The sequence below is a fragment of the Aromatoleum tolulyticum genome, assembly GCF_900156155.1.
Lineage (GTDB): Bacteria > Pseudomonadota > Gammaproteobacteria > Burkholderiales > Rhodocyclaceae > Aromatoleum > Aromatoleum tolulyticum.
The window spans coordinates 282,685-301,596 of the sequence record NZ_FTMD01000006.1 but is presented as its reverse complement, the minus strand read 5'-3'; the positions used below and the strand labels follow the sequence as shown (position 1 = coordinate 301,596).

Here is an 18,912-nt window from a genome sequence, read left to right as displayed (position 1 = left end):
ACCCCACTCGAAATGAAAAGCGGCCCGCAAGCTGCGAACCGCCGGAAACCGGGATCAGTGCGTGACGCTCACGGCGCCAGATCGTACTCTTCGGTACGCCGCGGCGGATAGGTCTCCCAGCCGCCGCAGGCGGGACAGCGCCACTGGAACTGCCGCGCCTTGAAACCGCATTCGGCGCAGCGGTAGCGCGCCACCCGGCGCGTATGGCCGTGGATGAGCTGCTTCACCATCTCGATGTCGCCGCGCTGCTCCGAAGGCGCATGCAGCAGCGCGGCCTCGAGCAGCTTGTCGAGACCCAGCAGCGTCGGGTTGCGCCGCAACTCCTCGCGCACCAGGTCATACGCGGCGCGCGAACCTTCCTTTTCCAGTTCCCAGTGGAAGACTTCGTCGAGGAGATCCAGCGAGGCATGCCGCTCGAGCCACGAGCGCAACAGCGTCTGCCCCTGCTCGATACGGCCCAGCTTTGCGTGCGCATCCATCACACGCTCCGCGACCAGCGCCAGATAGATTGGATCCTGGCTCTCGACGCGCTTCCACACGTCGATCGCCTCCTCATAGCGAGCATGCGCCGCAAGCAGATCGCCCTGGACCAGACTCGCCCGCACGCAACGCCGGTTGATCGAGAAGGCCTCGTCGAGATACTTCTGCGTTTCGTCGTACTTCGAACTCGCGAGAGCCGAGGTCGCCAGCTCGCAATAGAAGTTCGCCACCTCCTTGCGCCACATCACGCTCTCGTGATCCGGCAGCGCCTTGGCCGCCTCGACGGCCTTCGCCCAGTCTTTCTCCTGCTGGTAGATCTCCAGCAGATAGCGCATGGCAACGTCGTTGAGCCGGGAGTCGCGCAGCTGCGCGAACACCGCCTCCGCGCGATCGAGCAGACCGGCCTTGAGATAGTCCTGCCCCAGTTCGCCCATCGCCTGAAGGCGCTGCTCCTCCGACAGATCCTCGCGATCGACCAGATTCTGGTGCATGCGGATGGCGCGGTCGGTCTCGCCCCGCCGCCGGAACAGGCTGCCGAGCGCAAAGTGCAGTTCGATCGTCTGCGGATCGATCTTGACCGCCTCGATGAAGGCGTCGATCGCCTTGTCCTGCTGCTCGTTGAGCAGGAAATTCAGGCCCGAGAGATAGGAACGCGGCAGCGCGCGCGACTCATGGACGACCTGGCGGATGTCGATGCGCGCAGCCAGCCAGCCCAGCGCGAAAAACAGCGGCAGGGCGAGAAACCACCAAAGTTCAATGTCCATCGGAGTCAGAAGGTTTCCGGTGCCTGCATCTCAGGGGCCGGCGGGGCCGTCACGCCCGGGGCGGCCTGCCGGTCACGTTCGGCGCGGGCGAGTTGGCGGCGCAGGCGGCCGATCTCGCGCCGCTGGCGCAGCAGCGAGCCGAAGGTGGCCGTCACCCCCAGCAGCGCCCCGGCAGTGAAGGAGACCAGGATCACGAAAACGAGCGGCAACTGCCAGGCACTTCCGAAGAAGAACTGGAGGCCAACCAGATGATCGTTCTTCACTGCGAAACCGAACAGCAGGAAGAACAGCAGGAGACGGAAGAACCACATCAGGATACGCATGGGTCTGAATTATCCCCGAGCAAATGACAAAAAAGAAGGCGGCTCACGCCGCCTTCCCTGTCGATCACGAGGCAAATGCTGGAACTGCACGCTCAACCCGCGATATCCACGCGTTCGCGCAGTTCCTTGCCTGCCTTGAAATGGGGCACGTACTTTTCGGGCACGTGCACCTTGTCACCCGATTTCGGATTACGCCCGACACGCGGCGGGCGGTAATTCAACGCAAAGCTGCCAAACCCGCGGATCTCGATGCGATCCCCGCGCGCAAGCGCATCGGACATCGCATCGATCACCATCTTGACCGCGTAATCGGCATCCTTTGCGACGAGCTGCGGAAAACGCGCCGCGAGCCTCGCAATCAGCTCCGATTTGGTCATGACCGATCAGATTTACTGCTTCTGCTCGTTCAGCTTGGCCTTCAGCAGCGCACCCAGGTTGGTCGTACCGCTCGAGGCGGTATCCGAAGCCAGCTTCTGCATCGCATCGCTTTGTTCGGCCTGGTCCTTCGCGCGGATCGAGAGGTTGATCGAACGGGTCTTGCGATCCACATTGATGATCATCAGCTCGAGTTCCTGACCGTCCTTGAGCACCGTCGTCAGATCGTCGACACGGTGGGCAGCCGCTTCCGAAGCACGCAGGTAGCCTTCGACGTCGTCGTTCAACGCGATCACCGCGCCACGCGCATCGACCGACTTCACGGTGCCGCGCACAAGGCTGTTCTTCTCGTGGGTAGCGATGAAGTTGGTGAAGGGGTCGCCTTCCAGCTGCTTGACACCCAGCGAGATGCGCTCGCGCTCGACGTCGATCGCCAGCACCACGGCCTCGACTTCGTCGCCCTTCTTGAAGCGGCGCACCGCGTCTTCGCCCGTATCGCTCCACGACAGATCCGACAGGTGCACCAGGCCGTCGATGCCGCCATCCAGGCCGATGAACACGCCGAAGTCGGTGATCGATTTGATCTGGCCGCGGACCTTGTCACCCTTCTTGTGGTTGATCGCGAAATCGTCCCACGGGTTCGACATGCACTGCTTCATGCCCAGCGAGATGCGGCGACGGTCTTCGTCGATCTCGAGGATCATCACTTCGACTTCATCGCCCAGCTGGACAACCTTGGTCGGGTGGATGTTCTTGTTGGTCCAGTCCATTTCGGACACGTGGACCAGGCCCTCGATGCCCTGCTCGACTTCAACGAACGCGCCGTAGTCGGTGATGTTCGTGACTTTGCCGAACAGGCGGGTACCCTGCGGGTAGCGGCGTGCGATGCCCACCCACGGATCTTCGCCGAGCTGCTTGAGACCCAGCGAGACGCGGTTCTTTTCCTGGTCGAACTTGAGCACCTTGGCGTCGATCTCGTCGCCGACGTTGAGCACTTCCGACGGATGGCGCACACGACGCCAGGCCAGATCGGTGATGTGCAGCAGGCCGTCGATGCCGCCCAGGTCGACGAACGCACCGTAGTCGGTGATGTTCTTGACGATACCCTTGACGACAGTGCCTTCCTTGAGGTTGGCCAGCAGCTTTTCGCGCTCTTCGCCCATCGTCTCCTCGAGCACCGCACGGCGGGACACGACGACGTTGTTGCGCTTGCGGTCGAGCTTGATGACCTTGAATTCGAATTCCTTGCCTTCGTACGGCGTGGTGTCCTTGACCGGACGCATGTCGACCAGCGAGCCCGGCAGGAAGGCGCGGATGCTGTTGGTCATGACGGTCAGACCGCCCTTCACGCGACCCGAGATCAGGCCCTTCACCAGCGTGCCTTCGTTGAGCGCCTTCTCCAGATCGTTCCAGGCGGCGATGCGCTTGGCCTTCTCGCGGGACAGGCGGGTTTCACCGTAACCGTCTTCCAGGGCGTCGATGGCGACGTGAACGAAATCGCCGACCTGCACTTCGAGCTCGCCACGGTCGTCGCGGAATTCCTCGATGGGAACGTAGCTCTCGGACTTGAGGCCGGCGTTCACGACCACGAAGTTGTGGTCGATGCTGACCACCTCGGCGGTGATCACTTCGCCAGGACGCATGTCCTGACGGGCCTCACTCTCGGCGAGCAGCGCGGCGAAATTTTCCATGGAATCGGAAACGGAGGAAACAGAGGTCATAAGGAGTTGAAATCCAAAAGCCGCCCGAAAGCGGCCACCAGCGGTAGATTGAAAAGAACGGATCGCCCCGGAATCCGGAGCCGGCGACCCACCTTCAGCGGAAACGCCCCATCAGGAACGAACCCGGTCAAGCACAAAGCCGACGGCCTGCTCGACGTCCATTTCGGTGGTGTCGAGGAGCGCCGCATCCGGCAGCTTCTGCAGGGGCGCCACGGGTCGGGCGGCATCGCGCGCATCCCGATCCTGAAGATCCTTTAGAAGACTTTTCATGTTAGCAGCCATTCCCTTTTCGATCAACTGCTTATAGCGGCGTGTGGCGCGTGCCTGCGCAGTGGCGGTCAGGAAGATCTTGGTACCGGCATCGGGAAAGACCACGGACCCCATGTCCCGCCCCTCGGCAACCAGGCCGGGCGCGTGACGATATTCACGTTGGCGATCGAGCAGGGCGGCACGTACCTCCGCCAGCACCGCCACCTTCGAAGCACCGACCGAGGCTTCCTCGGTGCGGATCGCATCCGTCACATCTTCCTCGCCGAGGAACACACGCCCCTCGGCGAAGCGTGCCGGCAACGTCGCTGCCAGTCGCGCAAGCCCGGGCTCGTCGTCGAAGGACACCCCCGCCCGCATCGCGGCAAGGGCAACGAGGCGATACAGGGAACCGCTGTCGAGGCAGTGATAGCCCAGCGCTTCGGCCACCCGTGCCGCGACGGTGCCCTTGCCGGAAGCCGAGGGCCCGTCGATCGCAACGACCGGCACCGGGCGAGTGACCTCGCCAAAGCGCTCGAAGTAGGTCGGAAAGGTCTTGTTGACGCACTTCGGATCGTTGATCCGCACGCGACAATCGCCCAGCGACACGAGCGAGAAGCACATCGCCATGCGATGGTCGTCATAGGTGTCGATCGCCGCGGGGACGAGCCGCGCGGGAGGTGTCACGCACAGGTAGTCCGCGCCCTCCTTGACCGCGGCACCGACCTTGCGCAGTTCGTTCGCCATCGCCGCGATGCGGTCGGTCTCCTTGACCCGCCAGCTTGCGATGTTGCGCAGGCGGCACGGACCGTCGGCAAAAAGGGCGGTAACGGCGAGCGTCATCGCCGCATCGGGGATGTGGTTGAGGTCGAGATCGAAGGCCTTCAGGCGCCTCCCCTCGGGCGCACGCGCCTCGATCCAGTTGTCGCCCATGTCGATGCGGGCGCCGAGCTGCCTGAGGGCCTCCGCGAACCGCACGTCCCCCTGGATGCTGCTGCGCCCGACCCCCTCGACGCGCACCGGCCCGCCGCCGATCGCCCCGGCCGCGAGGAAATACGAGGCCGACGAGGCATCCCCTTCGACGAAGACGACGCCCGGAGTGCGATAGCGGACACCGCCCGGCATCGTGAAGCGCTCCCAGCCCTCGCGCTGAACGACTACGCCGAAGCGCGCCATCAGGTCGAGCGTGATGCCGATGTAGGGCTTCGAGATGAGCTCGCCCACAACCTCGACCGTGGTCGCGACGCCGGTGAGCGGCAGCGCCATCAGCAGGGCCGTCAGGAACTGGCTCGACACGTCGCCGCGCACGCGCACCACACCGCCCGAGCGGATCGCAGCCGGACGAATGTGCAGCGGCGGGAAACCATCATTGCCGGTGTAGCAGATATCGGCGCCGATCTGGCGCAGGCCATCCACGAGGTCGCCGATCGGGCGTTCGTGCATGCGCGGAACACCCGACAGCCGGTACTCGCCCCCCGACAGCGCCAGCGCGGCCGTCAACGGCCGGAACGCGGTCCCTGCATTACCGAGGAACAGGTCGGCGGCCTTCACCGGGAAGGGGCCACCGACGCCGCGCACGCGATAGTTGTCGCTCTCGCCGTCGCGCGTCCATTCGACGCCAAGCGCCCGCAGCGCCTCGAGCATGCGCTCCACGTCGTCCGACGCAAGCAGGTCGCGGATATCGGTTTCGCCCTCGGCCAGCGCCGCCAGCAGGAGCGTACGGTTCGAGATGCTCTTGGACCCGGGCAGACGAACGCGCCCGCTCGCACCGAGCAGCGGCGGCAAATCAAGAAAATCCATGGTCACTCCGACCTTGAAGCTGGGTTGGCGGAATTGGCGAACTGCTCGCCCCACTCGTTGCGCGCGTGGCGAGCCTCGCTGAAGAGCTGTTCGAGCCGGGCCGCATCGCCCGACAGGAGCAGGGCGCGCATGTAGGCCAGCTCGGCAAGATACTGATCCAGTTCGGCGAGCAGCGCCTGGCGGTTTGCGATGCAGATGTCGCGCCACATCTCGGGGTGGCTCGCCGCGATGCGGGTGAAGTCGCGGAATCCGCCGGCAGCGAAGCTGAACAGCTGCTCGGCATTGGCCCGCCCCGCGAGGTCATGCACAAGACCGAACGCGAGCAGATGCGGCAGGTGGCTGACCGCGGCGAAGACCCGGTCGTGCTCCTGCGGCGGCATCTCGTGGATCACGGCGCCGCAGGCTTCCCAGGCCTCGCGGACGCGCAGAATGGCCGCGGGCTCGTTCTCCGGCAACGGCGTGACGACGACGCGCCGCCCCTCATACAGGCTCGCGAAAGCCGCATCGACGCCGCTCTTCTCGGCACCGGCGATGGGATGCCCCGGCACCGTGTACGCCAGATGTCCGCCAAGATGGCGATAGGTCGCCTCGATCACGTCGCGCTTGGTACTGCCCGCGTCGGTCACCACCGTGCCCGGCGCCAGATGGGGCGCCATGGCCGCCATGACCGCGTCCATCTGCCCCACCGGCGGAGCGAGCAGCACGAAATCGGCACCGTCGAGCGCCGACGCCCAGTCCGCACTCGCCTCGTCGATCACGCCCAGTTCCACCGCACGCGCCAGCGACTCCTTGCTGCGCCCGATACCGACAACGCGCCGCACCATCCCGGCGCGCCGCAACGCCAGCGCGAAAGAGCCTCCGATCAGGCCGACGCCGCACACCACCAGCTTGTCGATCACACCCATGCACGAAACTCCGGGGACCCGCGTCCCTCATCCATCCCTTGCCGACGAGACAGGAGCGCGCCCGCCGGACGACCGGCACGCATACTGCCCGCCTCGCGCCTGCGGTGACGCCTCAGATCGCGGCCACCGGATAGGACCCCAGTATCTTGACGAATGCGGCCCGCTCGTTGAGTTCCTGCAGCGCCGCCGCGACGTTCGTATCTTCGCGATGGCCGTCGATATCGACGTAGAACACGTACTCCCACAGCCCGCCGCGCGCCGGGCGCGACTGCAGCTTGGTCATGTCGACGCCGTGCCGCGCGAGCGGCTCGAGCAATGCATGCATCGCCCCGGGGCGGTTCAGCGCGGAACACACGAGCGAGGTCTTGTCGCACCCGGACGGGCCCGCGTCGTGATCGCCGATCACGACGAAACGCGTTGTATTGTTGGGGTCGTCCTCGATGTTCGCCGCCAGCACGTTGAGTCCGTACAACTCTGCTGCGGCCTCGCCGGCGATCGCGCACGACTCGGGATCCTCGGAGGCCATGCGCGCAGCCTCGGCGTTGCTCGCCACGGGAACACGCGACAGATCCGCAAGATTGCGGTTGAGCCACTCATGGCACTGCGCGAGCGACTGGGCGTGGGAATACAGCCGTTTCGCCGCACCAATGCCTTCAGACTTCGACAGCAGGTGCTGATGGATGCGCAGATTCACTTCGCCGCAAATCTTCAGCGGATTCGCGAGCAGCAGGTCGAGTGCTCCGCCGACGGCGCCCTCGGTCGAATTCTCGACGGGCACGACACCATAATCGGCATTCCCCGCCTCCACCGCGCGGAACACGTCGTCGATCGCGGCGGTCGGCATCAGCGCCGCGGCGCCGCCGAAATGCTTGCGCGCGGCACTCTCGGAGAAAGTGCCGGCGGGTCCGAGATAGGCGACCTTGGTCGGATGCTCCAGCGCGAGGCAGGCAGACATTATTTCGCGGAAGATCCGCTGCACCGCCTGATCGGGCAAGGGCCCCGGGTTCGCGGCGGCGAGGCGTCGCAGCACCTGCGCCTCGCGCTCGGGACGATACAGATTGCCCTGCTTGATCTCGCCGATGCGCTGCGCGCTGCGCGCACGCTCCGCAAGACGCGCAAGGATCTCCTCGTCGAGCCGGTCGATGTTGTTTCTGAGATTCTGCAGTTCGTCGCTCATGCTCGCCTCTTCACCCCCCCATCGGGGCAGCTCAAGCCGTTTCAACCATGTTGCGCGGCAAAGTCGCGCATGTAGTCCACCAATGCCCTCACGCCTTCGATCGGCATCGCGTTGTAGATCGAGGCACGCATGCCGCCGACGGACTTGTGCCCCTTCAGCTGCGTGAGCCCAGCCGCGTTCGCGCCGGCAAGGAATGCTTCGTTCAGCGCGTCATCCTGCAGCAGGAACGGAATGTTCATGCGCGAACGGCTGCCGACTTCGACGGTATTGCGATAGAAACCGCTGGCGTCGATGAAGTTGTATAGCAGCGTCGCCTTCTCGATGTTGCGCTTCTCCATCGCCGCAAGCCCCCCCTGGGCCTTCAGCCACCGGAACACGAGTCCGGCGACGTAGATGCCGTAAGTCGGCGGCGTGTTCAGCATCGAACCGTTGTCCGCCATGACCTTGTAGTCCATCACGGTCGGCGTCAGCGGGTGCGCGCGGCCCAGCAGATCCTCGCGCACGATCACGATGATCAGCCCGGAGGGGCCGATGTTCTTCTGCGCGCCGGCGTAGATCAGGCCGTAACGGCTGACGTCGGTCGGCCGCGACAGGATATGCGAGGACATGTCGGCCACGAGCGGCGCCACAGCCGGCGGCAGACCGTCGTCTCCGACCTCGACACCGTGGATCGTCTCATTGGTGCACAAATGCACATAGGTGGCCTGCGGGTCCAGCGCAAACTCATCCGCGCGCAAGGCGCGCGTGAACCCCTCCGCTTCGGTGCTGCCAACCAGGCGCACCGTGCCGCCAAGCGGCCCGGCGAGGCGTTGCGCCTCCTTGAACGCCTTCTTCGACCAAGTGCCGGTCACGAGGTAATCCGCCGAACCGCTCCCCAGCAAGTTCATCGGAATCTGCGCGAACTGCTGCGTTGCACCGCCCTGCAGGAACAGCACGCGATAGTTCTGCGGAATCGCCATCAGCTCGCGCAGGTCCGCTTCGGCCTGTTCGATGATCGACATGAACTCCCTGCCGCGATGGCTCATTTCCATCACGCCGCAGCCGGCACCGTGCCAGTCGAGCATCTCCTCGGCAGCCTGGCGCAACACCGGCTCCGGCAGGGCCGCCGGTCCGGCACTGAAATTGAACACCCGGGTCATGATCCAGTCACTCCTTGTGCACGTCTCATTCGGCCTGAACGTCGTCGCCCGCCTCATCCGCCGCGTCAGACGCATCTGTCTGCTCGCCGATCGTCGTATCGTCCGCTTCCGACTCGGCCACCTTCTCGATCCCCGCCAGCGTATCGCTGTCGTCGAGGTTGATGAGCGTGACGCCCTGCGTCGCCCGCCCGAGCTCGCGGATGTCCTGCACCTTGGTGCGGATCAGCACCCCGCCGGTGGAGATCAGCATCACCTCGTCCGTTTCCTCGACCAAACAGGCCCCGACGAGCCGGCCGTTACGCTCGGACGTCTGAATCGCAATCATGCCCTTCGTACCGCGACCGTGGCGCGTGTACTCCGCGACCGGCGTGCGCTTGCCGTAGCCGTTCTCGGTCGCCGTCAGCACGCACAGATCCTCTCGCTTGGCCACCAGCATCGCAATCACCCGCTGCCCTTCCTCCAGCGTCATGCCGCGCACGCCGCGCGCCTCGCGGCCCATCGGCCGCACGTCTGACTCGGGGAAGCGGACCGCCTTGCCGGCATCGGAGAACAGCATCACGTCGCTCTCGCCGTCGGTGATCGCCACACCGATCAGGCGATCGCCATCATCCAGGCTCGCGGCGATGATGCCGGCCTTGCGCGGATTGGCGAATGCAGTCAGCGCCGTCTTCTTCACCGTGCCTTCGGCAGTCGCCATGAACACGAAGTGATTGTCGTCGAAGGTCTGCACCGGCAGGACCGCGTTGATTTTCTCCCCTTCCATCAGCGGAAAGAGATTCACGATCGGGCGCCCGCGCGAATTGCGCGTGCCTTCCGGCACCTCGTACACCTTCAGCCAATACACCCGTCCGCGACTGGAGAAGCACAGGATGTAGTCGTGCGTATTGGCGACGAAGAGATGGTCGATGAAATCGTCGTCCTTCATCCCCGTCGCCTGCTTGCCGCGCCCGCCGCGGCGCTGCGCGCGATAGTCGGCAAGCGGCTGGCGTTTGAAGTAGCCGCCATGCGACAGCGTGACGACCATGTCCTCGGGCGCGATCAGGTCCTCGATGTTGATCTCGCCGGTGTTCAACACGATCTCCGAGCGACGCGGGTCGCCGAACTGGTTGCGGATCGCGCCCAGCTCCTCGACGATGATCGCGGTGATGCGCGCGGGATTCGCAAGGATGTCCAGCAGGTCGGTAATGAGATCCATCACCTCGCGGTACTCGGCGACGATCTTGTCCTGCTCGAGGCCCGTGAGACGCTGCAGACGCAGTTCCAGAATCGCCTGTGCCTGCGCGTCGGACAGGCGGTAGCCCTGCGCCGACAGCCCGAACTCGGCAGCGAGTCCTTCCGGCCGGTAGCTGTCGGCCAGCGCACGCGCCAGCATCTCCTCGACCAGCGCCGAACGCCACTGGCGCGCCATCAGTTCGCGCTTCGCATCCGACGGCGTCGGCGCTGCCTTGATCAACGCGATGATTTCGTCGACGTTCGACAGCGCGACGGCCAGACCTTCCAGGATGTGACCGCGTTCACGCGCCTTGCGCAGCTCGAACACCGTGCGCCGCGTGATGACCTCGCGCCGGTGCGCAAGGAAGCAATCCAGCATCTGCTTCAGGTTCAGCGTGCGCGGTTTGCCGTCGACCAGCGCCACCATGTTCATGCCGAAGGTGTCCTGCAGCTGCGTCTGCTTGAACAGGTTGTTCAGCACGACCTCGGGCACCTCGTTGCGCTTGAGCTCGATCACGACGCGCATGCCGGACTTGTCCGACTCGTCGCGGATCTCGCTGATCCCCTCGATCTTCTTCTCGTTGACGAGTTCGGCGATCCGTTCGAGCAGCGTGCGCTTGTTAACCTGATACGGCAGCTCATCGACGATGATCGCCTGCCGGTTGCCCTTCTCCAGGTCCTCGAAGTGCGTGCGTGCGCGCATCACCACGCGTCCGCGCCCCGTGCGATAACCGTCATGCACGCCGGACAGGCCGTAAATCAGAGCCGCGGTGGGAAAGTCCGGCGCCTGCACGACGCGGATCAGGTCTTCGATATCGGTCGCCGGCTCCTTCAGCAGCAACAGGCAGGCATCGATCACTTCACCGAGATTGTGCGGCGGGATGTTCGTCGCCATGCCCACGGCGATGCCCGACGAACCGTTGATCAGCAGATTGGGGATCCTGGCCGGCAGGATCAGCGGCTCCTTCTCCGAGCCATCGTAGTTCGGCCCGAAGTCCACGGTCTCCTTGTCGATATCGGCGAGCAGCTCGTGGCCGATCCGCGCCATGCGGATTTCCGTGTACCGCATCGCCGCGGCGTTGTCGCCATCGACTGACCCGAAGTTGCCCTGCCCATCCACCAGCATGTAGCGCAGCGAGAAGTTCTGCGCCATGCGCACGATCGTGTCGTAGACCGCCGAATCGCCGTGCGGATGGTACTTGCCGATCACGTCGCCGACGATACGCGCCGACTTCTTGTACGGCCTGTTCCAGTCGTTCGACAGCTCGTGCATCGCATACAGCACGCGTCGATGCACCGGCTTCAGACCGTCGCGGGCGTCGGGCAGCGCCCGCCCGACGATCACGCTCATCGCGTAATCCAGATAGGAGTGCCGCATCTCGTCTTCAAGACTGATCGGCAGAGTTTCCTTGGCAAACGAAGTCATTTGGCGGCGACGGCAAAAACGGCGGGGTAAAAACGTTAGATCTTAACACGCCGACCGTTCTTGCCGCCCGCCGCGTCCGGGAGCGCGATTGTCGCCCCCGGACCCATGTGCTTAAATTTGAAGCGCGACAAGGCGTACAGCCGCCCGACAAAGCCCCGCACCCGCGGGGTCCCCGCCATCCACGATGCACCTGCCCCCCCCCGGCCCGGCCGGCGCGCGGGCAACGCCCCTTCCCGACCAATCCTGGAGACTGCACGGTGAGCCAACCCGCCGATCTCGTGATCAACGCACGCTGGGTCATTCCCGTCGAACCGGCGGACGTAACCCTGGAACACCACGCAGTGGCAATCCGGGGCGGAACGATCATCGACCTGCTCCCCCAGGATCTCGCACGCACGCGCTACCGGGCGGACCGGACCGTCAGCCTGCCTGATCACGTACTCATTCCGGGCCTGGTGAACCTCCACGCGCACAGCCCCATGGCCCTGATGCGCGGCATCGCCGACGACCTTCCACTGATGCGCTGGCTGCAGGAGGCCATCTGGCCCGCCGAGGGCAAATACGTCTCGAGTGCCTTCGTCCGCGAGGGGACCCTGCTGGCGATTGCCGAGATGCTGCGTGGCGGCATCACCACCTGCAACGAGATGTACTTCCACCCCCATGCCGCCGCAGAAGCCTTCGACCTGCTCGGCATGCGCGCCGTGATCGGCCTCACGACGCTCGAATTTCCGACACCCTATGCCAGCGACGCCGACGACTACCTGCGCAAGGGCCTTGCCGCAAGGGACGCGTGGAACGGCCATCCGCTGATCGGTTTCGCGCTCGCGCCGCATGCGCCCTACACCGTCGCCGACGCCACCTTCGCGCGCATCGCAACCCTCGCGGCGGAGCTCGACATTCCGATTCACATGCACATTCACGAGACCGCACAGGAGGTCGCCGACTCGCTCGCGCAACACGGCAAGCGTCCGCTGGCGCGGCTTGCCGCACTCGATCTGCTCGGCGAAAACTTCATCGGCGTGCATGCAGTCCATCTCGATGACTCCGACATCGAATTGCTGCAGCGCCACCGCTGCAGCGTCGCGCACTGCCCCACGTCGAACATGAAACTTGCCAGCGGCATCGCCCCCGTCGCAAGACTGTTGGCAGCGGAAATCCGCACCGGCCTCGGTACCGATGGCGCCGCAAGCAACAACCGCCTCGATCTCTTCCAGGAAATCCGCCACGCGAGCCTGCTGGCGAAGGTATCGACATTCGACGCCACGGCCGTACCCGCACACACGGCACTGCGCATGGCGACCCTGAACGGTGCGCAGGCTCTTGGCCTGGGGGACCGTATCGGCTCCATCGTGACCGGAAAGGCCGCCGACCTGTGCGCGATCGCCCTGGACACGTTCGAGACCCGCCCGTGCTTCAACCCGGCATCCCACCTGGTGCACGTGGCGGGCCGCGAACACGTCTCGCACGTATGGGTTGCAGGCGAGATCCGCGTAAATAAAGGGGATACAGTGTTGCAATTAAACGACACGGAATTGCTTGGGTTTGCCGCGCTGTGGCAAACTAGGCTTAGTAACTGAACTGGATATGTGCTGCGAGTTGCTGTCGCGGAAATTCACGCATCAGACTTGGCAGGCTTAATCGTTACCCTATTCATCCTCTTGCCAATCGACGAGGAAATTATGACCAAACAGACCAAAAAGCAGATGTTCGCACTGGCCGCCATCGCCTCGATCGGCCTCTCCGCATCCACTGTCTTTGCGCAGGTGAAAGACGTCGTGGTGGATGGCAAGGGTGAAATCCCCTACCTGATCGACGGCCGTAACGTCGTCGCCCGCAGCGGTACCGGCCTGTGCTGGCGCACCGGCTACTGGAGCCCGGCAGCCGCCGCCACCGCGATGGCCGGCCAACTGCCGGTCGGCTGCGAATGCGACAGCGACATCGTGCCGAAGGACAAGTGCGCACCGGCTCCCGCCGCTACTCCGACTGCAGCCCCGGCTCCCGCCGCAGCCACGCCGAAGCCCACCGCCGACAAGGTCAAGCTGTCCGCCGACGCCCTGTTCGACTTCGACAAGGCCGTGCTGAAGCCCGAAGGCAAGACCAAGCTCGACGACCTCGCGGCCAAGGCCAAGGGCATCAAGCTCGAAGTGATCCTCGCCGTCGGACACACCGACCGCCTGGGCTCCGACTCCTACAACCAGAAACTGTCCGAGCGCCGTGCCAACGCCGTGAAGACCTACCTGGTCAGCAAGGGCATCGAAGCCAACCGCGTCTACACCGAAGGCAAGGGCGAGCGTCAGCCGATTACCGGCAAGAACTGCTCGGACAAGCTGGGCCGCAAGAAACTGATCGAGTGCCTGCAGCCCGATCGTCGCGTGGAAATCGAACTGGTCGGCACGAAGTAATTCTGCCGGACTCAGTCAAAGGCCCTGCCTCGGCAGGGCCTTTTCATTTCCACCTCACCTTTGCTCCAATTGCGTCTTCGCCCGATCACAGTCGAGACCCGAGCCATGAATACCAATGCCGACCCGGCCGAACTGCAAAAATTCAGCGACCTCGCGCACCGCTGGTGGGACCCCACGTCCGAATTCAAGCCCCTGCACGAAATCAACCCCTTACGACTGCGCTGGATAGACGGCCACGCGGATCTCGCGGGCAAGCGCGTTCTGGACATCGGATGCGGAGGCGGCATCCTGTCGGAAAGCATGGCGGCACTCGGAGCACAGGTAACGGGAATCGATCTGTCCGACAAGGCCTTGGGCGTTGCCCGCCTGCACCTGTTCGAATCAGGCAACAAGGTGGATTACCAGCACTGCAGCGCGGAGGAGTTTGCCTCCCGACATCCCGGCGAATTCGACGTCGTGACGTGCATGGAAATGCTCGAGCACGTACCCGATCCTGCCAGCACCGTCGCCGCCTGCGCCGGACTCGTCAGGCCGGGAGGCCAAGTCTTTTTCTCCACCCTCAACCGCAATTTCAAGTCCTATCTGCTCGCCGTCGTAGGCGCGGAATACATCCTGAACCTGCTCCCGCGCGGGACGCACGAGTACGCAAAGTTCATCAAGCCATCTGAACTTGCACGCTATTGCAGGAATGCAGGTCTGGAGAGCGCAGAACTCCTGGGGATGAGTTACAACCCCCTCACCCAGACCTATTCCCTGGGACAGGATACGAGTGTGAATTACATGCTTCAGACACGACGCGAAGCCTGACGCACGAACACGGGCGCACTCGCGCGGCAGGAAATCGAAAGGCTCTGGCGCCGAGTGCAAAAAGTGCTAGACTTGCTCTTGAAATCCGGTGCCCCGCCACCAGATTACGAACCGTAATACACAGGGGCCGACTTGGCTTCGACGTGGGTTGCAAAGCAGTGCAGTGCATACCGAGGACCAGTCACCTCGTAAATCCATCTGGAAATCAACAAACGCCAACGACGAACGTTTCGTTCTAGCCGCTTAATCCCGGCTAGCGCTGCACCGGCAGGTCTCTGGGCCGGGTGGTCTTAGCGCAAGCTGAGCCGCTGCAGTGTCATTTACAGAGACTCGCGAGTTGTGCCGGGTCACTTGGCGCAACAGCTAAAAGTAAGGTGACTCGCTCCTGTCCGGCCTGCCGACCGGCTAAGGCAGGGGTTAAACCAAATTGGTCGGCTAAGTATGTAGATCTGTCTGTGGAGGGCTTGCGGACGGGGGTTCAATTCCCCCCGGCTCCACCAATTCAACGCCAAGACATTGATTTGTCTTGGCGTTTTCATTTCACCCGGCGCACAAGCACAACGGACTGCAGGCGAATTCGGCCCCGCCCGCCCCGGGCGGAAGAGGCCGCCGCTGCGGCGCGATGCATTTCAGCGCGAGCGGGTCACGATCGCTTCGATCACCTGTACGTCAGCGTCGACCCGTTCTTCGACATCCTTCGTGATTGCGGGCAGCCTGCGGACCTGCGGAGCGGAATGCGCGAAATCGGCCTTGCTGTCGCCGCCCCGCTTCGACGGCGAACGCGCAGGAGAGCCCCGCACCGTCGCACCGTGCAACGCCCGCGCGTTCGCACCTCGCACAACCCCGGACGCCGGGCGGGCCTCGGGCTTTTCCGCGCCCTGCACCGGCATCTCCACGATGGTCGCTGCCGGAGTACGAACCTCTTGCAGCGGCGGCGCAGGCCGCTGCTCCGCGAGCACAGGCTCCTGACGGACACCGCTCACAATCGGGGCACTCTCCGCAACCAAATCCACATCTTCGTCCACGCGGAAAGTCGCGCGCCCGGACTCCCACGCCACGAATACGAGCGCGGATACGATTGCCAACGCCGCACCCAAGACCAACACCATGCCAGCGCGACTCCCGCCTGCAACCATTCTTCTGCCGGCTGACAGCTCGTCGAGAATTCGAACTTCGCCACAGCCATGCTCACGTGAAGTCGTGGCGAAGAGATTCGGCACCGCCTGAGCACCCACTGCAGCTTCTGTTCCTGAACAAGCATGAGACATACACGAGCACCGATCCATTCGCCATATTCATATACAATAGTCGATTTTAACGACATAAGCATTTACTTGCCCAGCCCCTGGCACCGTGAATTCGCCAATCTTGCTTTTCGCTCCATTCGCATACTTCGTGCTCGTCTGCATCGGACTGGCGCTCCTCCGCTATCCGGCGCGGCGGCGCACGGTTCTCACGGCCGGAGCGGCACGCACACATGAGCTTGCCGCCGCACTGCGCAGCATGTTCATCGACGCTGCAAGGAGCGTGTCGGCAGCCTTTCGCCATGCGCGGACATACGGCGTCAGTATTTCCATCCCCCTGATCGAAAGCCGCCCGGTGGCGGTTTTCGCCATCGTGCTCGCCGTTCTTCCGCCCCTGGTCGTGCTTGCGATGTCGCAACGTGCGATCTTCGAGTTCGCTCCCGACGACACGCTCCCTGACCGCAAGGTCGCTGCACTTCTGGCCGGCGAGCACCTGACGCCGCCGCCACCGCTTCCGCCCACCGTTTTCGCCACGACTGAAGTCGAAATGCTCAGGCCGTCGCTCGGGTCGGCCAGCCGGGACTGGAATCTGCTCGATGACCAGTTCAGGCAACGCCTGCTCACGGTGTTCAAGCTGCTCGAGGAGCAGCATGGCTACCAAGCGGTACTGCTGGAAGGCTATCGCAGCCCGGAACGACAGGCGGAACTGCTGCTACGCGGCCCTGCCGTCACCCAGGCCGGCCCCAACATGAGCTATCACCAGCACGGTCTGGCAGCCGATGTCGCTTTCCTGCGCGACGGCAAGCTGGTCATCTCCGAACGCGACCGTTGGGCCATGCGCGGCTACGAACTCTACGGAGCCCTTGCCGAGGCAGCAGGCCTGACCTGGGGCGGACGCTGGAAGATGATGGACCTGGGGCACGTCGAATTGCGCCGGCGCGGCGTCCTTGCCGACGAACACTCCTGAGAACTTGTGCAGAAATCGTCACAAGCGCGATCGAGCGCAAGGCCTCGGTTTGCGGATGAGCGAGCGAACGACGAGACGTATCGAACGGATAGGCGAGGAGTGAGCGAGTGAGCAACGCAGCAACCGATTCGCGCAGCAGATCAACTCACAAGTTCTGAGCCACCGCCCCGTCAGCAAGACCCAACAGCAACTACGAGGAACCAATTCTCATGGCACGTCCGTTCATCGTCATCGGAGATCGGACCGATCATGGCGGCACCGTGATCGGGGCATCACTCAGCAGCGACTGCAATGGCAAAGGCATCGCGCGCGTCGGCGACCAGGTAACCTGCCCGAGAAAAGGGCACGGCCGCGTGACGGTCATCGCGACGGGCGATCCGACCACCCTCATCGACGGGCGTCCGGCCGCACGCCATGGCGACAAGACTGCCTGCGGAGCGATCCTGATCGCCTCGCAGGCGCTCACCGTCGACTGAGAGCGGACCGCAACCCCATGTTCGCCTTCGCTCTGAGACCCCTTGTACTCGCCGTTCTTGTGACAACGCTGGTCTGGGCGCTCGTCCTCGGCTGGTGGCAGGCCGCGGGATTCGAGCCCAGCACGATCGATGTCGCCACACATCTGGTGTTCTTGCCGGCAACACTCCTTGCCGGGTTCTGGCTCCTGCGCGCCTTCATCGAACACCTCCGCCTGTCGCCTCCCTCTGCCGCGAACGCACACCCTCCCCCGGCACCGGAAACGAGCGGCCTGCAGACGTCTGCCGCATCCAGTCCGACGCGCCGCCCGGACGCGCTCCTGATCGCCTTTGCACTGCAGTGCGCGCACGGAACGGATCCGGCGCAGGTGCTCGATGCAGGCAGGCACGGATGCGCCCCCCCGCTCGATGACCACCTCCGTGATGCGCACGGCTTCCCCGTATTCGCCGCGCGAGTTGCCGACCTCTCACCTGAAGCACTCGACGAAGCACTTTACGACCGTGCCGTCGACTTGTCCCAGCCGAACCGCGAAGAGGAGCGGCGTGCGCTGGCGATGCTGCACATGACGCTCCCCCGCGCTCTTGACGAAATCGCGGAGTCGATCACGCTCCATCCCGCGGCGATCCGCTCCGTATTCTGGCTTTCGGATCGGGACTGGCCTGACGAACAACGCGCCCGCCATGCCGCCTGGCTGCAGCGCAAGCACCTCGCTCCCCGCGGAATCGCCCCGGCCGACGTTCAATTTCGCCACGTTCAGGATGACGCACATGCCTTCGAAATCATCGACGACGTGACCGCGGCGCTGAATCGTCAGGAGTCCCCAGCCGTCGCGCTCGTGATGGGCGCCGTGTCGCATGTCGGCGAGGGGACGGTCGCGAACTGGGAGGCCGGATCGCATCTATTCACTGCGCACACGCAGGACGGCCGGATTCCCGGCGAGGCGGCCGCGGTGCTGTTGCTCGCGAATCCTGCAGGAGCTGCCCTTGTGCGGCGCGTTCCGTCTCCCCGTCTTTCGCGCGCCGCATCGGGCAGAAGCGCGCGCGCCGGAGATGCCGAAGCAACGACCGACGGTTCTCTCCTGGGAAGCCTGATCGACGGCATTCTGGCCGACATGCACCTCGACGCGGCACACATCGCGAATGTGCTTGCCGACGCCGACCATCGCGCCCCGGTGACGAAGGAGCTCCTTCGGACGCTCTCGGAACGGTTCCCCGCTCTCGAGCCGCTGTCGGACACCATCAGCCTCGGACCCGCGACAGGCTTTGCCTCGCCGATCGGCGGACTTGTCGCGCTGCTGTGTGCTGCCGAGGCCGCCAACGCGGCCGATGGCCTCGCTCTGTGCCTGACCTGCCAATCCCCCAATGCACGCGCGGCCATGATCGTCGACGCGAGTCCCCTGAATTCCTCGTCGCCCCCGCAAACGCCCGCCTCCGCACCTGCCGCCACCTGA

General features: G+C 64.4%; 16 protein-coding genes and 1 other RNA gene. 7 read left to right on the top strand and 10 right to left on the bottom strand.

All coding sequences use genetic code 11. The annotated features are described in order from the left end of the window. Positions 1-68: 68 nt before the first annotated feature. From lapB to gyrA, 9 genes are all read right to left on the bottom strand, one after another. A complete protein-coding gene (gene lapB, locus BW991_RS11525; protein ID WP_076602248.1) occupies positions 69-1,244 on the bottom strand; it encodes a lipopolysaccharide assembly protein LapB in 1,176 nt (391 codons plus the stop codon). A 5-nt stretch (positions 1,245-1,249) separates the two neighbouring features. After that, positions 1,250-1,567 carry a LapA family protein gene (locus BW991_RS11520; protein ID WP_076602247.1) on the bottom strand — a complete coding sequence of 106 codons (318 nt, stop codon included), beginning with the start codon at positions 1,565-1,567 and terminating at the stop codon, positions 1,250-1,252. Positions 1,568-1,659: 92 nt separating this feature from the next. Further along, the gene (locus BW991_RS11515; RefSeq protein WP_015437141.1) at positions 1,660-1,944 is read right to left on the bottom strand and encodes an integration host factor subunit beta; all 285 of its coding nucleotides are present in this window, start codon (positions 1,942-1,944) and stop codon (positions 1,660-1,662) included. A gap of 12 nt (positions 1,945-1,956) precedes the next feature. Continuing rightward, positions 1,957-3,633: a 30S ribosomal protein S1 gene (gene rpsA / locus BW991_RS11510; RefSeq protein WP_076602246.1), complete on the bottom strand. Its 1,677-nt coding sequence runs from the start codon at positions 3,631-3,633 to the stop codon at positions 1,957-1,959. 141 nt (positions 3,634-3,774) lie between these two features. Then, a complete protein-coding gene (locus BW991_RS11505; protein ID WP_076602245.1) occupies positions 3,775-5,709 on the bottom strand; it encodes a bifunctional 3-phosphoshikimate 1-carboxyvinyltransferase/cytidylate kinase in 1,935 nt (644 codons plus the stop codon). Positions 5,710-5,711: 2 nt separating this feature from the next. Beyond that, a complete protein-coding gene (locus tag BW991_RS11500) occupies positions 5,712-6,614 on the bottom strand; it encodes a prephenate dehydrogenase (RefSeq protein ID WP_076602244.1) in 903 nt (300 codons plus the stop codon). 112 nt (positions 6,615-6,726) lie between these two features. Next, positions 6,727-7,791, bottom strand: a complete 1,065-nt coding sequence (gene pheA / locus BW991_RS11495; RefSeq protein WP_076602243.1) for a prephenate dehydratase — start codon at positions 7,789-7,791, stop codon at positions 6,727-6,729. A 41-nt stretch (positions 7,792-7,832) separates the two neighbouring features. After that, entirely contained in the window at positions 7,833-8,930 is a 1,098-nt protein-coding gene (gene serC / locus BW991_RS11490) for a 3-phosphoserine/phosphohydroxythreonine transaminase (protein WP_076602242.1), read from the bottom strand. A 25-nt stretch (positions 8,931-8,955) separates the two neighbouring features. After that, a complete protein-coding gene (gene gyrA / locus BW991_RS11485) occupies positions 8,956-11,568 on the bottom strand; it encodes a DNA gyrase subunit A (RefSeq protein WP_076602241.1) in 2,613 nt (870 codons plus the stop codon). Positions 11,569-11,825: 257 nt separating this feature from the next. Here gyrA and BW991_RS11480 point away from each other — a divergent pair, with 257 nt between their 5' ends. The 4 genes from BW991_RS11480 (at position 11,826) to ssrA (ending at position 15,277) form a co-directional block, all read left to right on the top strand. Then, positions 11,826-13,145 carry a TRZ/ATZ family hydrolase gene (locus BW991_RS11480; protein ID WP_076602240.1) on the top strand — a complete coding sequence of 440 codons (1,320 nt, stop codon included), beginning with the start codon at positions 11,826-11,828 and terminating at the stop codon, positions 13,143-13,145. Positions 13,146-13,247: 102 nt separating this feature from the next. After that, a complete protein-coding gene (locus tag BW991_RS11475; RefSeq protein WP_076602239.1) occupies positions 13,248-13,970 on the top strand; it encodes an OmpA family protein in 723 nt (240 codons plus the stop codon). A gap of 105 nt (positions 13,971-14,075) precedes the next feature. Continuing rightward, on the top strand, positions 14,076-14,777 hold the full coding sequence (gene ubiG, locus BW991_RS11470; protein WP_076602238.1) for a bifunctional 2-polyprenyl-6-hydroxyphenol methylase/3-demethylubiquinol 3-O-methyltransferase UbiG: 702 nt from the start codon (positions 14,076-14,078) through the stop codon (positions 14,775-14,777). Between the two features lie 123 nt (positions 14,778-14,900). Next, positions 14,901-15,277: a transfer-messenger RNA gene (gene ssrA, locus BW991_RS11465) on the top strand. Positions 15,278-15,406: 129 nt separating this feature from the next. On the opposite strand, the gene BW991_RS11460 is transcribed toward ssrA, so the two are convergent. Next, on the bottom strand, positions 15,407-15,886 hold the full coding sequence (locus tag BW991_RS11460; protein WP_076602237.1) for a hypothetical protein: 480 nt from the start codon (positions 15,884-15,886) through the stop codon (positions 15,407-15,409). A 286-nt stretch (positions 15,887-16,172) separates the two neighbouring features. Here BW991_RS11460 and BW991_RS11455 point away from each other — a divergent pair, with 286 nt between their 5' ends. The 3 genes from BW991_RS11455 to BW991_RS11445 all read left to right on the top strand — a co-directional run bounded on the left by BW991_RS11455 (position 16,173) and on the right by BW991_RS11445 (position 18,912). Next, positions 16,173-16,988: a M15 family metallopeptidase gene (locus BW991_RS11455; protein WP_244551672.1), complete on the top strand. Its 816-nt coding sequence runs from the start codon at positions 16,173-16,175 to the stop codon at positions 16,986-16,988. A gap of 209 nt (positions 16,989-17,197) precedes the next feature. Further along, positions 17,198-17,464: a PAAR domain-containing protein gene (locus BW991_RS11450; RefSeq protein WP_050417177.1), complete on the top strand. Its 267-nt coding sequence runs from the start codon at positions 17,198-17,200 to the stop codon at positions 17,462-17,464. Positions 17,465-17,481: 17 nt separating this feature from the next. Next, on the top strand, positions 17,482-18,912 hold the full coding sequence (locus BW991_RS11445; RefSeq protein ID WP_139335923.1) for a hypothetical protein: 1,431 nt from the start codon (positions 17,482-17,484) through the stop codon (positions 18,910-18,912).

Bases quoted from the DNA above. Each gene is read 5' to 3' on its own strand.
- lapB (WP_076602248.1), bottom strand. From the start codon at position 1,244: ATGGACATTGAACTTTGGTGGTTTCTCGCCCTGCCGCTGTTTTTCGCG.
- BW991_RS11520 (WP_076602247.1), bottom strand. From the start codon at position 1,567: ATGCGTATCCTGATGTGGTTCTTCCGTCTCCTGCTGTTCTTCCTGCTG.
- BW991_RS11515 (WP_015437141.1), bottom strand. From the start codon at position 1,944: ATGACCAAATCGGAGCTGATTGCGAGGCTCGCGGCGCGTTTTCCGCAG.
- rpsA (WP_076602246.1), bottom strand. From the start codon at position 3,633: ATGGAAAATTTCGCCGCGCTGCTCGCCGAGAGTGAGGCCCGTCAGGAC.
- BW991_RS11505 (WP_076602245.1), bottom strand. From the start codon at position 5,709: ATGGATTTTCTTGATTTGCCGCCGCTGCTCGGTGCGAGCGGGCGCGTT.
- BW991_RS11500 (WP_076602244.1), bottom strand. From the start codon at position 6,614: ATGGGTGTGATCGACAAGCTGGTGGTGTGCGGCGTCGGCCTGATCGGA.
- pheA (WP_076602243.1), bottom strand. From the start codon at position 7,791: ATGAGCGACGAACTGCAGAATCTCAGAAACAACATCGACCGGCTCGAC.
- serC (WP_076602242.1), bottom strand. From the start codon at position 8,930: ATGACCCGGGTGTTCAATTTCAGTGCCGGACCGGCGGCCCTGCCGGAG.
- gyrA (WP_076602241.1), bottom strand. From the start codon at position 11,568: ATGACTTCGTTTGCCAAGGAAACTCTGCCGATCAGTCTTGAAGACGAG.
- BW991_RS11475 (WP_076602239.1), top strand. From the start codon at position 13,248: ATGACCAAACAGACCAAAAAGCAGATGTTCGCACTGGCCGCCATCGCC.
- ubiG (WP_076602238.1), top strand. From the start codon at position 14,076: ATGAATACCAATGCCGACCCGGCCGAACTGCAAAAATTCAGCGACCTC.
- BW991_RS11460 (WP_076602237.1), bottom strand. From the start codon at position 15,886: ATGGTGTTGGTCTTGGGTGCGGCGTTGGCAATCGTATCCGCGCTCGTA.
- BW991_RS11450 (WP_050417177.1), top strand. From the start codon at position 17,198: ATGGCACGTCCGTTCATCGTCATCGGAGATCGGACCGATCATGGCGGC.
- BW991_RS11445 (WP_139335923.1), top strand. From the start codon at position 17,482: ATGTTCGCCTTCGCTCTGAGACCCCTTGTACTCGCCGTTCTTGTGACA.